We start from the raw sequence: 15,992 nt of genomic DNA, 5'->3' as shown, positions 1-15,992 counted from the left end.
GTTTCGCGGCCGAGCGTGCTTCTGCACGCGAGGGAAAGCGAAAAAGGGCCGAGGATCGGTGCGAGGGGGCTTCGCAGCATCGGCTGGTTCCGACGGCCGTCAGGCCGCCGGAACCTTAATCTTCCAGGTAGTCCTTCAGCTTCGAGGAGCGGGACGGGTGGCGCAGCTTCGCCAGCGTCTTGCTCTCGATCTGGCGGATTCTCTCGCGCGTGACGCCGAACTCGCGCCCGACCTCCTCGAGCGTGCGCGGATGCCCGTCCTCCAAGCCGAAGCGCAGGCTGATGACCTTGCGCTCGCGCTCGGCCAGGCCGTCGAGCACTTTCGACAGCTGCTCTTGCAACATGCTGAACGAGGCGGCGTCGGGCGGCACCACGGCGGCGTCGTCCTCGATGAAGTCGCCCAGCTGGGAGTCCTCCTCCTCGCCGATGGGCGTCTCGAGCGACACGGGCTCCTGCGAGATCTTCTGGATCTCGCGCACGCGCTCGGCGGGCAGGCCCATCTCCTTGCCGATCTCCTCGGGGCTGGGCTCGCGGCCGAGCTCCTGGAGCAGCTGGCGCTGGATCCGCACGAGCTTGTTGATGGTCTCCACCATGTGCACGGGGATGCGGATGGTGCGGGCCTGGTCGGCGATGGCGCGCGTGATGGCCTGGCGAATCCACCAGGTGGCGTACGTCGAGAACTTGAAGCCCTTCGTGTAGTCGAACTTCTCCACCGCGCGGATGAGGCCGAGGTTGCCCTCCTGGATGAGGTCGAGGAACAGCATGCCGCGGCCCACGTAACGCTTGGCGATGGACACGACGAGTCGCAGGTTCGCCTCGATGAGCTGCTGCTTGGCGTCGATGCCCACCTGCTCGATGCGGCCGAGGCGGCGCTTCTCGCGGCGCTCGAGCTCGATGCCCTCGTCCTCCGCGCGCTCGAGCTCCTCCGTGGCGGCCACGCCGGCTTCGATCTTCATGGCGAGGTCGATCTCCTCCGCCGCGGTGAGCAGCGGGACCTTGCCGATCTCCTTCAGGTACATGCGGACGGGATCGCCCGTCAGCATGGTCACGCTGGCGTCGGCGTTGCGCTTGCGCACCGAGCGCACCTTGCTCTTGCCGGCCACTTTGGGCAGCTGAACGTCGACCGTCGCCTTGAGCTCCTCTTCGGGAATGCCTTCGAGCAGGTCTTCGTCGTCGCTGTCCTCGGACAGGCCGCCTTCGAGCTTATCGTCGTCAAGCCCGTCGCCGGCGTCGACCACATCGGGCTCGTCGTCGAGGGCGTCTTCCTCCAGGATGTCTTCGGCTTCGATCGGGGCAACCGCTGCGGTGCTCTGCTCTTGAGCGATGTGCTTACTTGAGGCTTGGGCCACGTGATCTTCCTTTCCGACAGGACTGCGCGCAGGGCATGAGTATACATACGCACCAGGCGCAAAGATACAGCCAAATAATATACCACACTCTCCCGCCATTTCGACGATGAATATTCAGCTTGCGAAGAGCGCGAGGAGAACCGCTCACTCCTCGGGAGGCAAGTAGCTGCGCAGCGTTTCGTAGAGCTGCTGGGCGTCGAAGGGCTTGGGGATGAAGCCGTTCATGCCGGCCGCCGCCGCGTCCTCGCGATCCTCCTGGAACGTGTTGGCCGTGAGCGCGATGATGGGCACCGTGCGCGCGTCCGCGCGATCGAGGGCGCGGATCTCGGCCGCCGCCTCGAGGCCGTCGAGCAACGGCATCTTGACGTCCATCAGCACGAAGTCGAACGACCCCGGATCCGAAGCGGCGAACAGGTCCACGGCCTCGCGCCCGTTCGCCGCGCGCCGCGCTTCGACGCCCTGCATGTCGAGCAGCGCCACCGCGATCTCGGCGTTCAGGTCGTTGTCCTCGGCCAGCAGCACGCGCGTGCCCTCGAGCGAGCGCTCGGCGGCGTCCGGGACGGCCATGCCGCTTCCCAGCGCCTCGTCGTCGGCCGCCGGCAGCTCGAGCACGAAGAAGAACTCCGAGCCCTCGCCGAGACGGCTCCGCACGTCCAGCTTGCCGCCCATGAGCCGCACGAGGTTGCTGCTGATGGCCAGCCCGAGGCCGGTCCCCTGCGCGTTGCGACGGTTCTCGGAAGCCTGTTCGAACGACACGAAGATGCGCTCGAGGTCCTCCTCGCGGATGCCCGCGCCGGTGTCCTTCACGCTGAAGCGCACGCTCACACGGCCCTCGTCGCGCATGAGCACGCCGATGCTCAGCCGGATGGTGTCGCCCGGATCGGTGAATTTGAGCGCGTTCGACAGCAGGTTCGCCAGCACTTGCTGCAAACGCACGTCGTCGCCCACCACGACGTCGTCGGCGTCGCAGCGCGCCTCGAGCAGGATGCCCTTCTCTTCGGCCTGGATGCAGAACATGCTCTGCAGGCGCTCGGCCAGCGAGCGCAGGCACAAGGGCGCCGTCTCGATGTGCATCTTGTCGTTCTCGATCTTGGACATATCGAGGATGTCGTTCACGAGCGACAGCAGGAACTGGGCCGACGTGTTGATCTTCTCGAGGCTCGAGCGGATGGACGGCGTGGCCTCGCCCGACAGCGACGCCACGTTCGACAGTCCGATGATGGCGTTCATGGGCGTGCGGATCTCGTGAGACATGCGCGAGAGGAAGTCCGTCTTCGCGCGTCCCATCTCCTCGACCTTCTCCAGTTTCATCTCCATCATGCGGTTGCGCACCTTCGCCACCGACACCACGATGACGATGGCGCCCACGAACAGGCACAGCACGAGGCCGAGCGCCACGACGAGCAGCGGGTTCTCGGAGACGACCGCCTGGATGGTGCGCTGCTTGCCGAACGAGGGCATGGTGTTGCGCGAGAAGATGGTGTCGAGCTCGTCTTGCGAGAAGCTGTTCACCGTCTTGCTGAGCACCGAATAGAGGTCGGGGTCCACCGGACGGGCGATGGCGAACGAGAGGTTGGCCTCGTGGTGCTCGGAGGTGGCCGGCGTGATGTTGTTGAACGAGCGATCGGTGAAAAGGCTCTCGGCGTAGGCGACGGGCATGCTCGTGACGTCGGCGCGGCCGGAGTTCACCGCCTCGAGGCAGTCTTCGTAGGTGCGGTAGTGCACGATTTCGGATGCGTCCACGCCGTCGGCCCCCTCGCGGCCGTCGATCTGCGCGAACACCGCGCCTTCGGAGGAGGCCAGCTTGTTGCGGAACACCACTTCGTTGAGCGAGGCGAAGCCGTCCGTGATGACGAGCTGCTGTTCGTCGGCGACGTACTCGTCGTCCATGAAGCCGCCCAAGATATCGGCCTCGCCCGATTTCACGAGGTCGATGGCGCCTTGGTAGGTGCTCGCATGAACGAGGCGGAACGTGAGCCCGGTGCGCTCGGTGACGAGGTCGAGCACGTCCTTCACGATGCCTTGGGGCTGGCCGTCGCGCTCGTAGAACAGGGGGAAGCGATCCTCCATCACGGCGACGCTGATCACGTCGGAGCGGTCGATGTAGGCGAGATCGGCCTTGGAGAACCTGATGGAGCTCTGATGCCGCGAGGGCAAATGCTTGGCGTCCAGCTCGTTGGCGAATTCGGGATCCGCTTCGTATATCGAGGTCATCGTCGCGTTCAGCTCGTCGATCACGTCGCTTCCGGCGGGCGTGGCGATATAGTACGGCTCGCCGTCGAACTCGGCGGCCACCCGGCGCCCCTCGGTGACGTCCACATCGCCGCCCAGGACCAGGTCGGCGATGCCGTCGTCGAGGCACTGCGCGTACGCGTCGTAGTCGAGGCGCAAGACGGTGCAGTCGACGCCGTTGAAGTCGAGGTAGTTCTCGAGGCGCCGTATCTTCTCGGTCGCGTTCTCGTAGGTGCCGATGACCTTGCCGTCGAGAGTGCTCGGATCGAAGGTGACGACGTCGTCGTTGTCGGCGAGGCTGATGAGCAGCGCATGGTTCGACCCCATGGCGAAGGTGGAGTACTCGTACTGGTAGGCGATCTGCTCGCGGTAGTACATGCCGCCGATAAGGTCGACCTCGCCGGCCACCGTCTTCCTCATGAGCTCCTCGGCATCGCCGTCGACGAACTCGTAGCGCCATCCGGTGTATTTGGCGATCTCGGTGAGCCAGTCGTAGAAGATGCCCGAGCGCACGCCGTCGTCGCTGATCTCGCTGATGCCCTCGACCTCGGGAAACGCCACGCGCAACACGCGATCCTGCCCTGACGTGCCGATCGCATCTCCGTCGTCGGCGAACGCGGCCGCAGGCGCGGCGAGGGCGGACATGGCGATCAGCGCCACGATCAGCGCCGAGCAGATGCAGCGCGCTGCTCTCGTTTTCACAGCCCATCCCTCCTTCGACCCCTGCGAGCACGTCCCACGATCCGCTAGGATACCACGGTATGGAACAAAACCACCAATCCGACATACGCCGCGGGGTTTTCAAGCGCCCCGCAGGCGACCATGTCGAGCGCGTATACTGGTGGCCGGAGAATCGCCGCCGAGCCCGCCCCCTTCCGAGGAGCACCGTATGAACGCCCTCCGCCATCGCCTCTTCTTCGCCGCCTGCCTGGCTTCGGCCGTCGGCCTCGCCTGCCTGCCGCTTGCCGCGCACGGCATCGTGGACGAGGGCGACCTCGTGCTGGGCCGCAGCGCGTCCGAGCGCGTGCTGCCAGGCGAGCGGCTCCCCGACCTCGACGCCTCGCATGCGGCTCTCGTGGACGAGGAGGGCACGCTCTGGTTCGGTCGCAACGCCGGCGAAACGGCGCAGATCGCCTCGCTCACGAAGATCATGACCGCGCTCGTGGCGGCAGAATGGCTCGACGCCTCCTCGACGATCGAGGTAACGCCCGAGGCCGCGAGCGTCGGCGAGTCGAGCGCGGGGCTCGTGCAAGGCGACGCGATGACGTTCGACGACGCCCTCAAGGCGCTGCTTACGGCATCGGGCAACGACGCGGCGGCCGCCATCGCCCAGGCGGCCGGGGCTCGGATGCTGTCGCAAGACGGGCTCGAAGGGGATGCGCCCGCCGGCGAGGCGGCCTTCGTCGAGGCTATGAACGCGAAGGCGGCCGAGCTGGGATTGGCGAACTCGCGCTTCACGAACCCGCACGGCCTGGACTTCGATGCGTACGCCCAAGGCCAGTACAGCTGCGCGGCCGATGTCGCGGTCATGCTGCGCGCGGCCATGGGGATCGATCTCGTCCGCGCGAACATCGGGTTCTCGCAGGTGGACATCACGGTGCAGCGCGGCGGCGCGCCCGCGACGCTCACGCTGACGAACACGGACGCCATGCTGGGCAGCTACGAGGGAACGTGCGCGGCCAAGACCGGCTACACGCTGGCCGCGGGCCCCTGCGCGGCGACGGCCGTGAACCGCGGCGACGGGCACGAGTACTACGCCGTGGTGCTGGGGTCGTCCTCGAAGCAGCAGCGGTTCGCGGACGCCGAGGCGCTGTACGACTGGGTGTTCGCCGAGCGCGGCGCGCTGGTCGAGGAAGCGGAGGCCGCCGCCGAGGCGCCGGCCGAGTCGGAGCCGACCGGTGCCGAGATGGCCACGTACCAGCTGGTCAACGCCCCGCGCACCATAGACGCCGACATCGGCGGCGCGACGGAGGCTCGCCCCGTGGTAGCCGAGGTGGCGCACGGGGACTGGACTGACCGCACCGTCGAGGCCACGGTGCTCGACGCGGACGCCACGGTCGCGGCGCGCGTCGGCGGCGGGCGCATCGAGCAGGAAGCGACGTTCGCCGCGCTCAGCGGCGACGTCGAGAGCGGCGACGTGGTGGGCCGCCTGACGTTTCGGCAGGGGGACGAGGTGCTGTGGGAGGGCGACCTCGTGGCGGTCGGGGACGTGGCCGCGCCTACCTGGTGGGAGCGCTGGGGCGTGGGAGCGCAGCGCTTCTTCGGCAGCCTGTTCGGCGCGCCGACCGTCGCCGAGAACAGGCTTTTGGCGACCGGCCCCCTGAAGGTTTCGTGAGCCGCTCGACGGGGAGGCCGCCTGCGCGGGGGATGCGCTAGAGCAGGTCGTCCGGATCCACGTCGATGGCGACGTTCGCATCCTTGTCCGGCTTGCGGCGGCGGAAAAACGGCAGCAGCGCCGTGGACAGGTCGGCCTCCACCGGGCACTTCACCACGATGTGCCAGCGGTACGTGCCGCGCAGCTTCGCCAGCACGCACGGCGTGGCGGGCAGCACGCTCCAGCCCTCGCCGCCGTAATCGCGCACGACCTCCTCGAGCCCCGCCTGCAGCTCGGCCGCCACGCGGCGCACCGCCGGCTCGTCCTTGCTCCACACCAGCACGTTCGCCATGCGCACGTAGGGCGGGTAGCCCAGCAGGCGGCGCTTCGGCAGCTCGTCGCGCAAGAACAGGGCGCGGTCGTAGGAGGCCGCCGCGCGGATGGCAGGAGAGGCCGCCTCGTAGGTTTGCACGAGCACGCGCCCCGGCAGCTCGGCGCGGCCCGCGCGGCCGGCCACCTGCTCCACGAGGTCGAACGTGCGCTCGGCCGCGCGGTAGTCGGGCAGCTTCAGCATGGTGTCGGCGTTGATGACGCCTACGAGCGTGACGTCCTCGAAGTCGAGCCCCTTCGCGATCATCTGGGTTCCCAGCAGCACGGCCGCGTCGGCGGCGGCGAACTCCTCGAGCAGGCGCTGGTGCGCGCCCTTGCCGCTCGTGGTGTCGGCGTCCATGCGCACGATGGGCACGTCTGCGCCCACGCCGGGCATCTCGTCGAGCAGCACGCGCAGCTCGGCCTCGACGCGCTGCGTGCCGGCCCCGAACTTCTTGAGGTAGGGGCTGCCGCATTCGGGGCACGTCGGCGGCGAGGGTATCCGGTAGCCGCAGTGGTGGCAGATGAGGAAGTTGCCGCGCTCGTGGTAGGTGAGCGAGGTGGAGCACGACGGGCACTCGGGCACGAAGCCGCATTCGCGGCACAAAAGGAACTTCGCGAACCCGCGCTGGTTGAGCAGCAGCACCGCCTTGCGTCCGGCCGCGAGCTCCTCCTCGAGGGCGCGCGCGAGCGGCAGCGCGAACATCGAGCGCGAGCCGCCGCTGAACTCCTTCGCCATGTCCACCACCTGCACCTCCGGCAGCGGCTTGCCGTTCGCGCGCTCGGGCAGCTCCACATGGTGCCACGCTGGATCCTTCGCGCAGGCATGGAGCGCCTCGATGGAGGGGGTGGCGCTTCCCAGCACCACGGCGGCCCCGGCGCGGCGCGCCATCCACACGGCGACGTCGCGTGCGTGGTAGCGCGGGGCGCTGTCCTGCTTGTAGGAGCCCTCGTGCTCCTCGTCGATGACGACGAGGCCGAGGTTCGCGAGCGGCGTGAACAGCGCGCTGCGGGCGCCCACCACCACGCGCGCCGCGCCCGAGCGGATGAAGTCCCATTGGTCATAGCGCTCGCCTTGGCTCATGCGCGAGTGCATGACGGCGACCATGTCGCCGAAGCGGCCGCGGAAGCGCGCGACGGTCTGCGGCGTCAGCGAGATCTCGGGCACGAGCACGCACGCCGTGCGCCCGGCCGCGAGCGTGGCCTCGATGGCCTGCAGGTACACCTCGGTCTTGCCCGAGCCGGTGACGCCGTCGACGAGCACCACCTCGCCCGCCCCGCGCATGCGGGCCGCGTCGATGGCGGCGAGCGCGCCGGCCTGCCCCGGCGTCAGCAGCGGCTTGGCGGAGGGGGTGAACGACGGCGCCGCGGCCTCGGGCGCGGCCGCAGACCCAGCGACGTCCTCGACCATCCCCCGCATGCGACGGCGGTGTTCGATGCGCACCACCCCCTGCTTCTCCAACGTTTTGAGAGGCGACGACACCGCGCCGAACTCGGCCGTCAGCTCCGCCACGCGCAGCTCGCCGCCGCGCAGGGCCGCCACGATGGACGCCTGCTTCACGGCGTTCTTGCGCGGCTCGAAGTCCGCGAACGCCGGGCCCGGCACCACCCAGCGGTCGTCCACCTCCCCCACCGACGGCTCTTCGAGGCGCCAGTAGCCCTTCGCGGCGCGCACCATGCGCGGCACGCCGCCCGGCGGCGTGAACAGGCGCACGCACGACGACAGAGGCGCGATGTAGCGCTCCGAGAGCCACTGCGCGCACGCCGCGCCCTCCTCGTCGAAATACGGGCGACTCACCGCGCGCACGATGCCCTTGAGCTTGGCAGGATCGAGCCCTACGGGCCAGTCGCCGTCGTCGCGCTCCTCGATGCCGATGACGAAGCCGACCGCTTGGCGCGAGCCGAACGGCACGAGCACGGCGCAGCCGACTTCGACCGGCTGGTCGCCGCCGCCCGCTTCATCGGAAACGGCGTAGGTGTAGGGCGTATCGAGCGCCTGCGTGGGTATGTCGAGAATGACCGATGCGAGTTTCATGCTTCCCAGTATATCCCAACCCCGCGCCATCTCAGGAACGCCTAGCTATCGACCGCACGAAAACCCTGAGCGCCCTCAACCGGGCCCTTGCATCATCTTTTGCCCACCGTCCGACTCCGCTACTTTCCCCCATTCAGCTGAAGTTTGAAAACACCAGATCGAACGGCTGTAGACGCATAATTGGACGCCATATGGCGAAACCTGGACGCAATAGCTATTGCTGGACGCGCCCCGGCATCGGTACCGTCGAACCGAATTAAGGAAAGGAGGTGAAAACATTGACAGCAGCAAAACCAGCAAGGCGATTCGTCCTCACGCTCTCAGCATGCGCGTTCGTCTGCTCCGTTATAGCGTGCTCAAGCGGTTGCGCACCTCAAGCACAGCTGGAAAACGAGAGTAGTGGAAATCAGCCGCAAGCAGTCGAAGCTTCTTTATGGTCGCTCGATTCCAACTGTGACCAATGTCACAGCGACGAATCGAGTTCGCTCTCCGATGTTTCCTGCTTAGTTTCCACGCATCAAAAAGAAGGCCTTGGTTGTATCGATTGCCATACGGACGAGTCTAACCTGAGTCTCGTGCATAAAGAGGTTGCAGCAAATGAGGCCGCACCGAAGAAGCTAAAGAAAACCCAGGTCGGCGAGGAGACATGTGCAATATGTCACGGAACGTACGAAGACCTCGCCGCCACAACACTCGACAAGCTCGTCATCGACAGCAAAGGTACCGCCGTCAACCCCCACGAGGTCCCACGCCTCACGGACGGACATGAAGGGAACATCACATGCACAAGTTGCCACTTCATGCACAAGGAGACGAATGCAACGGATGAGACGCATGAAACTTGCACGAACTGTCATCACGAAGACATGTTCGAATGCGGAACATGTCATTCGTAGGCACGCTAAAAAACCACTACAGGAGGGATACTATGAGACAATGCAGTCGTAGGGGTTTTCTGACCGCCGCCGTTTTAGGAACGGGCGCCTTGGCGGCTTCGAGCCTCGCTGGATGCTCCGGAGCAACCCAAGAATCGTCGAAAACGGGGACATGGGACAAAGAAACCGATGTCGTCGTGGTCGGCGCCGGATTCGGAGGCATGGTTGCGGCAGCGACCGCGCTTGAAGACGATGCGAGGGTGATCGTGCTCGAAGCATCCGTCAGAACCGGGGGAACCGGCCTGTTGTGCAGCGGAACGCTCGGGTTCGGCGGCAAGGACATCACATTGGAGAACCTTCTCGAAGATGCTCCTATGGCAGACCCGTCCATGCTCGAAACGTATGCGGAAGGATGGAACCGCTTAACCAAATGGCTCGTCGACATCGACGCGCCTTGCGAGGAGATCGACGGCAACTTCAAGTTCGATCCAGACGCCGGCTCACCCGACGGCAATGCGTCTTTTGCGGACTGGCTTGCCGAATACCTCGTCTCGCTCGGAGGGGAGATCCTGTACCAGACCCGCGGGAATCACCTGATCGCAGATGAATCGGGCACGGTCGTCGGCATCGCTGCACGGGATGCGCAAGGCGCGAGCATCAGCATCAAAGCCAGCAAGGTGATCCTTGCTTGCGGCGGCTTCATGGGCAATAAGGCCATGATGCGGCAGTACATGGGCACGTACGCCGATCAAATGGCGAATCGTGGCAATCCGCACAACGACGGGGCGGGACTGAGCATGGGTCTTGCGGTAGGCGCTTCGCTGAGCAAGGGGCTGAGCACGTTCTACGGCTACCATCTGGCCTACCCCTTCACTACCGTAAGCAGCGTGGAGGAATGGGATAAGGGGATTCAGGACGTCGAGTGGATCGCGCTTCAACAAGGACTCATGTCCAACATACAGGGATGGAGCGGGTCCTGCTGCCTCGTCAACGAGAACGGCATGCGTTACGACGACGAAACGCAACGAGACAATGTAGTCTCGAACGAAACGGTTCATCAGAAGTTCGCGCGAGCGTACGTAATCCTTGACTCCGCCATTCGAGAGAAATGCGTCGGATCGTCGAAACGTCTCGGCAAAGAAAAGATAGACGTACTCGCCGACAGCGGCGTCTCGATCGTCCAAGCGGATACGATTGAAGAACTGGCCGAAAAGCTTTCCTCCCTACATGGAGTTAGGAAAGCAGCACTTCTACGAACGATCAGCGCATACAACGAGGCGTGCGACGCGGGCACATGCGGAGACCTCGACGTCCCGAAAAGCAACGGAGACAAGGCAGTCGCCCTCGACTCGCCGCCGTATTTCGCCATCCCCGTCGTCCCCGGCGTCAGCCTATGTTACGGCGGGCTGAGAGTCAACGAGAACTCCCAGGTAATAGACGTCAACGGGTGCGTTATTCCCGGTCTTTACGCAAACCAAGGAGTTGCAGGCGGGGTAACCTACCACGATTCTGTCGGCGTGCTTGCCAGCATCTGCAGTTTTGCATGGATCGCCGGTCATCACGCTGCCCAGGCGGCGCTTTCCAGCTCAGAAACAACCGATCGATAGCGACCTTCACAAGCCCCACGCAAGCTTAACGCGTGGGGCCCTCTTACCGGCATTGCCGGCCGACAAGCGTATCGAATTCTTGTCGCGAGTGCACCTGGAGCTTCTCGTAGATCTTCCCCACGTGCGACCTCACCGTGCTTTGCGATATGAACAGATCGTCGCTGATATCGATCGTCCTCTTGCCTCTTACAAGCATGAGAAAAATCGTCTTTTCCCGTACGGTGAAGCTCTTCTCTTCGCATATCCGCAGCAGACCTTCCTCCTCAAACGATTTATCCGCACGCTCCAACTGCACTTTTTCTGCCAAATGACGCTCTTTGAACAGGAACGATGACGCGACGACGATCATCATAACGACAGCGAAGCTCACCGCAGCGCTCGTTTCAGGTGTGACGATCAAGCGACCCGCGAACAAACCGATTTGCGTGAATAGCAGCGACGATGCGGCCAAGATTCCGCAGTATATCGTTGAGGATGTTTTAGTGCGATACGCATACGTACAAGCGACGACGAACGCGAGCATACAATAGCTTTCATTCGCTGCGCTCATGAGCAGCTGGGAGAGCACGGGCAGCGATGCGAAAAAGAAGGAGAGGCCGATACCCGCCAGCATAAAGGCGAGAGCGATTTGGTACACGCTTCCTAAATCAAACTTCTCCATGAACAGGATGCTGATAATAACGACGAGCCCAGGCACAGCCATGCCGATCTTCGAGGCCATAGTAGCGAAACCCGTCCCCGTGATGCTGTCGCCGACGCCGTATGCGAAAGCGAAGATCGAAATCCAAAGGATCAACTGCCACGAGAGCCCGCGAAACGAAGGCTTTCCTGGGTAGCGATCCCCTTCGGGAATCTTTCGGTAGCTAACGACCACGAGCGAAGCGGAGCAGACGGCAAGCACGGCCACGAGGAGAAGCCCGATCAAATCATTCGATCCGGACAATGCGAGCCATGCGAACAAGTTGGCCAAATACGCACAGGAGTACGCTAACACCATATTTCGCGGCGACAGGCATCCGTAGAACTCCAGCCAGAGCAGGAAAAGCGTCGCATACCCGAAACCGCCCATAAAACCACCGACGTAGAATATTGGAGCAGACTGCAAGACCAAGGCTACATACATGAGCATGGCACCGAAGACTGTGCATGCAAACGACCCAATAAACGAAAAGGGATTCGCATACAAAGGACTCCGTTTGCGAACAAGGATTATCGCCAAGACGAATCCGATCAGCTCACCCAGATCAACCGCGTGATGCCCGCTGAGCAAAACCCCATCCGGCAAGAAACGGGCCTCGCGCACGAGCATGAGCATCCAGCCGATACACGCTCGACATAATCCACAGCCCAAAAAGGAAACGCAGACGAATGCGCGTACGGACAACTTGTCGATTTCGGCGTTTAACCGAACCATAAAACTCATCTATTTCCCCTTCTGATCTCCCCCTATTTCCCATAGTAGATCACAAGCGAACAGTAAATGCAAAGAGCGAGATATGCGCGCTCCCGCTCCTCCTTCAATGAGCGATTTCGACGCGCGACCGACACGCCCTCTGCAGCCTTCACGCAACCCGAAGGGTCCTCGATGGCAAGTACTCGCTGATTTCGGAGCCTAGTGCGGGAACATAGAAGTCGTCGACGCGATCTATCCTAGATAAAACCAGGTCGCGAAGAAGGCGCTCGCTCGCCGCCCCGCCGGAGCCCATCGGGCGCGACTTTAAATGCCGAAATCGGTGAAAACGTTGCCATTCCGAGCGGCTCTGCCCACGACAAGAGTCCCACAAGCTTTTTTCGGAGACAACGGTCAAAAAAGGGAGTTGAAACGCCCGCCTCAATGAAAGACCCCGGCGCGAAAACAAGAGCCGCCCGGCGCAATCGCGTCGGGCGGCTCGCCACGCATATGCAGGTTGCGTTACGCCAGCCCGCACGCCTTCCGCAGCTCGTCGGCGCGATCGGTGCGCTCCCAGGTGAACTCGGGCAGCTCGCGGCCGAAGTGGCCGTAGGCGGCCGTCTTGCGGTAGATGGGGCGGCGCAGATCGAGCGCGTCGATGATGGCGCCGGGACGCAGGTCGAAGACGGACTCGATGGCGGCCATGATGTCGGCCTCGGGAACCGCGTTGGTGCCGAAGGTGTCGATCATCACGCTGACCGGCTTCGCCATGCCGATGGCGTAGGCCACCTGCACCTCGCAGCGCGCGGCGAGGCCCGCGGCCACCACGTTCTTGGCCACCCAGCGCGCGGCGTACGCCGCCGAGCGGTCCACCTTCGTGCAGTCCTTGCCGGAGAACGCGCCGCCGCCGTGGCGGCCCATGCCTCCGTAGGTGTCGACGATGATCTTGCGGCCCGTGAGGCCCGCGTCGCCCATGGGGCCGCCCACCACGAAGCGCCCCGTGGGGTTCACGTGGATCTCGGCGCCTTCCAAAAGCTCCACGCCCTCGGCGGCAAGCACCGGCTCCACGACGTTGGCGATGACCTGGGCGCGCAGCTCGTCGTGGGCGATCTCCTCGGCGTGCTGCGTCGACACGACCACCTTCTCCACGCCTACCGGGAGGCCGTCCGCGTAGCGCACGGACACCTGGGTCTTGCCGTCGGGGCGCAGCGCCGGCATGGTGCCGTCCTTGCGCACCGCAGTCAGGCGCTCGGCCAGGCGGTGGGCCAGGTACACCGGCATCGGCATGAGCGTGGGCGTCTCGTCGCAGGCGTAGCCGAACATCATGCCCTGGTCGCCCGCGCCCACGCACTCGTAAGGGTCGTCGCCGGCCAGGCCGCGCTGCGCCTCCCAGCTCTCGTCGACGCCCTGCGCGATGTCCGGGCTCTGGTCGTGGATGGCGTTGAGCACGCCGCAGGTGTCGCAGTCGAAGCCGTACTTCGCGCGGTCGTAGCCGATGTCGCGCAGCACCTCGCGCACGATGGCGGGCACGTCGACGTAGGCCTGCGTGCGGATCTCGCCGGTGACGATGACCATGCCGGTGGTGGCCATCGTCTCGCAGGCCACGCGCACCTGCGCGGGATCGGCGGGGTTGCCGTCGGGGGCCACGTAGCCGGACGCGGCCAGCTCGATCTCCTTCGCGAGGATCGCATCGAGGATGGCGTCCGAGATCTGGTCGCACACCTTGTCGGGATGACCCTCGGTGACGGACTCGGACGTGAACAGGTACGTAGAACAATCTTCGGCCATAAGTTCCTCCTTCATCGCTGTAGGCCGGACCACCTTGGCGTATCCGCCAGGTTGGTGTCGGGATCTCAGAGCCAACTCTCTCCCCCGACTCTTGATAAAACAGAGAACCGCGCACATGGCCGGAATCCCCGTGAAACCTTGCCGATGGTACCCTGAAAGCAGCATCGGCGCAAGACCGGAAACGTCGCAAGCGCGCAACCCTCACGAGTGCGGCGTGCCCGTCCGGATAAAACGCCAGCAAATTGCTGGAGTATCGCTCCTGAAAGGTTCCGCGCAGCCGCCGTTCGTGTGGCGATACGGCAACTTCCCCGATCGGGCCGCGCAGCTCATGGTACACTTTTCGGCTGAAAAACCTATCCCCCGCCCCGAAGCGCGCGACGCAGCGGGAGCGGTGTCCCGAAAGGATCGCCATGCCAACCAACGCCGACTACACGCGCGAGTACTTCGAGATCATGGACTCGCTCGGCGGAGACGTCGCCGGACGTCGCGCCGCTTTCGACTACATGCAGAACTCCACGGCCATCGTGCACCACCGCGTGGTGGCGTGCTCCTTCATCCCCCGCCTGTTCAACAAGAAGACCTACGACACGATGAAGGAGACGGCGGAAACCGCGCACCGCATCCTCGTCAAGGTCATCGAGCATTATCTGGCCGACCCCGAGTACCGTCGCGCATTCGACTTCGACCCGCGCCTCGAGGAGCTCATCTGCCTGCCGCGCGGCTACGACTCGGTGCTTCCGTTCGCGCGCGTGGACACGTTTCTGAACGAGGACGACTACCGGGTGAAGTTCTGCGAGTTCAACGCCGACGGCTCGTCGGGCATGAACGAGAACCGCGAGATCACCACGTCGGTGGCCCAATCCGAGACGTTCAAGGAGTTCGCGAACCGCCATCGCGTCGAAGGCTGCGAGCTGTTCGAGTCGTGGGTGCAGGCCTTCCTCGACATCTACGCCACCTATGTTCGCCGCGTGGAGAACCCGCGCATCGCCATCTGCGACTATCTGGAGAACGGCGTGGTGGACGAGTTCCACATCTACGCCGACCTGTTCCGCCAGCGCGGCGTGGAATGCGTGGTGGCCGACGTGCGCGATCTCTCCTTCGACGGCGAGGTGCTGCGCGACAAAGACGGCCTGCAGATCGACGCCATCTGGCGCCGCTGCGTCACGAACGACGTCATCGACCATTGGGACGACTCGCAGGAGCTTCTCAACGCGGTGCGCGCCGAGAAGGTTGCGCTCATCGGCAGCTTCGCCGGGCACATCGTGCACGACAAGCAGATCTTCAAGGTGCTGTTCGACGAGCGCACCGTTGAGTTCCTCGACGGCGACGAGATCTCGTTCATCGAGGAGACGGTGCCGATGACGGCGTTTCTCGACGACGACTACATCAACGTGCCGCAGATCCGCGCGAACAAGGACGAGTGGATCATCAAGCCCACCGACCACTACGGCGCCGACGACGTGTACGCCGGCTGCTACGTGTCGCAGGAAGAGTGGGAGGGCCTCATCGACAAGTTCGCGAACGGCCGCGCGGGCTTCCCGTTCATCGTGCAGCGCTACATCCGCCCGTTCAAGACCGAGACGCTGCCGCCCGACGCGCGAATCGACGAGCTGGCCGACGACGAGGTGTCGGACGCTCCGAAGCTGTACAACAACCTGAACGGGCTGTACCTGTACGACGGCGTGTTCACCGGCGTGTTCAGCCGCCTGGGGCCGCTGCCCACCATCTCGAAGGAGATGCAGGGCATGACCGCCGCCACGATCTGGGTGGACTGAACGCAATCGCGAGCATTCGAGCATCGATCGCAAAATAGCTGATCAAAGCCCAGGTAGATAACAATTGTCTACCTGGGCTTTTCTATACGATTCCCCCTAAAGGACGCTTTCGTACATTTCTTCCGATGACGCAAACTCCCTTCGCTCGGTACGCTCCATGGCGTCGGATACCCATCCGAACACATTCCGATGAGGAGAGGGGACGCGAGCGAAGCAGCGCGAAACGATGTCTGCAGGGAACCGCCCTGGACATTTCGCC

General features: G+C 64.3%; 9 protein-coding genes and 1 riboswitch. Of the genes, 4 read left to right on the top strand and 5 right to left on the bottom strand.

Going from position 1 to position 15,992, the window contains the following annotated elements; all coding sequences use genetic code 11:
- Window positions 1-115: 115 nt before the first annotated feature.
- Both rpoD and C1A15_RS08850 read right to left on the bottom strand, forming a co-directional pair.
- Complete coding sequence (rpoD, locus tag C1A15_RS08855) at window positions 116-1,348, bottom strand: RNA polymerase sigma factor RpoD (RefSeq protein ID WP_101722226.1); 1,233 nt, start codon at window positions 1,346-1,348, stop codon at window positions 116-118.
- 144 nt (window positions 1,349-1,492) lie between these two features.
- Entirely contained in the window at window positions 1,493-4,282 is a 2,790-nt protein-coding gene (locus C1A15_RS08850) for an ATP-binding protein (protein WP_101722225.1), read from the bottom strand.
- A 187-nt stretch (window positions 4,283-4,469) separates the two neighbouring features.
- Between C1A15_RS08850 and C1A15_RS08845 the strand changes: the two genes are divergently transcribed.
- Window positions 4,470-5,915, top strand: coding sequence for a D-alanyl-D-alanine carboxypeptidase family protein (locus tag C1A15_RS08845; protein WP_245864985.1), 1,446 nt, complete (start codon window positions 4,470-4,472; stop codon window positions 5,913-5,915).
- A gap of 37 nt (window positions 5,916-5,952) precedes the next feature.
- Here C1A15_RS08845 and priA read toward each other — a convergent pair whose 3' ends face one another.
- The gene (priA, locus tag C1A15_RS08840; protein WP_101722224.1) at window positions 5,953-8,298 is read right to left on the bottom strand and encodes a replication restart helicase PriA; all 2,346 of its coding nucleotides are present in this window, start codon (window positions 8,296-8,298) and stop codon (window positions 5,953-5,955) included.
- A 269-nt stretch (window positions 8,299-8,567) separates the two neighbouring features.
- On the opposite strand from priA, the gene C1A15_RS08835 reads away from it, so the two are divergent.
- Together C1A15_RS08835 and C1A15_RS08830 are read left to right on the top strand one after the other, a co-directional pair.
- Window positions 8,568-9,194, top strand: a complete 627-nt coding sequence (locus tag C1A15_RS08835; protein WP_101722223.1) for a cytochrome c3 family protein — start codon at window positions 8,568-8,570, stop codon at window positions 9,192-9,194.
- Window positions 9,195-9,283: 89 nt separating this feature from the next.
- The gene (locus C1A15_RS08830; protein ID WP_180953047.1) at window positions 9,284-10,780 is read left to right on the top strand and encodes an FAD-dependent oxidoreductase; all 1,497 of its coding nucleotides are present in this window, start codon (window positions 9,284-9,286) and stop codon (window positions 10,778-10,780) included.
- Window positions 10,781-10,823: 43 nt separating this feature from the next.
- Here C1A15_RS08830 and C1A15_RS08825 read toward each other — a convergent pair whose 3' ends face one another.
- Window positions 10,824-12,203 carry a helix-turn-helix transcriptional regulator gene (locus C1A15_RS08825; protein WP_101722221.1) on the bottom strand — a complete coding sequence of 460 codons (1,380 nt, stop codon included), beginning with the start codon at window positions 12,201-12,203 and terminating at the stop codon, window positions 10,824-10,826.
- A 489-nt stretch (window positions 12,204-12,692) separates the two neighbouring features.
- Window positions 12,693-13,958 (bottom strand): methionine adenosyltransferase, encoded by a 1,266-nt coding sequence (gene metK / locus C1A15_RS08820; protein WP_101722220.1) that lies wholly within the window; start codon window positions 13,956-13,958, stop codon window positions 12,693-12,695.
- A gap of 8 nt (window positions 13,959-13,966) precedes the next feature.
- Window positions 13,967-14,059: riboswitch (SAM riboswitch) on the bottom strand.
- A 309-nt stretch (window positions 14,060-14,368) separates the two neighbouring features.
- On the opposite strand from metK, the gene C1A15_RS08815 reads away from it, so the two are divergent.
- Entirely contained in the window at window positions 14,369-15,733 is a 1,365-nt protein-coding gene (locus C1A15_RS08815; RefSeq protein WP_101722219.1) for an ATP-grasp domain-containing protein, read from the top strand.
- Window positions 15,734-15,992 lie beyond the last annotated feature (259 nt).

The organism is Eggerthella timonensis, assembly GCF_900184265.1.
GTDB classification, from domain to species: Bacteria; Actinomycetota; Coriobacteriia; order Coriobacteriales; family Eggerthellaceae; genus Eggerthella; species Eggerthella timonensis.
Note: the sequence above shows the minus strand (reverse complement) of the source record. Positions and strands in the feature narration are given on the sequence as shown.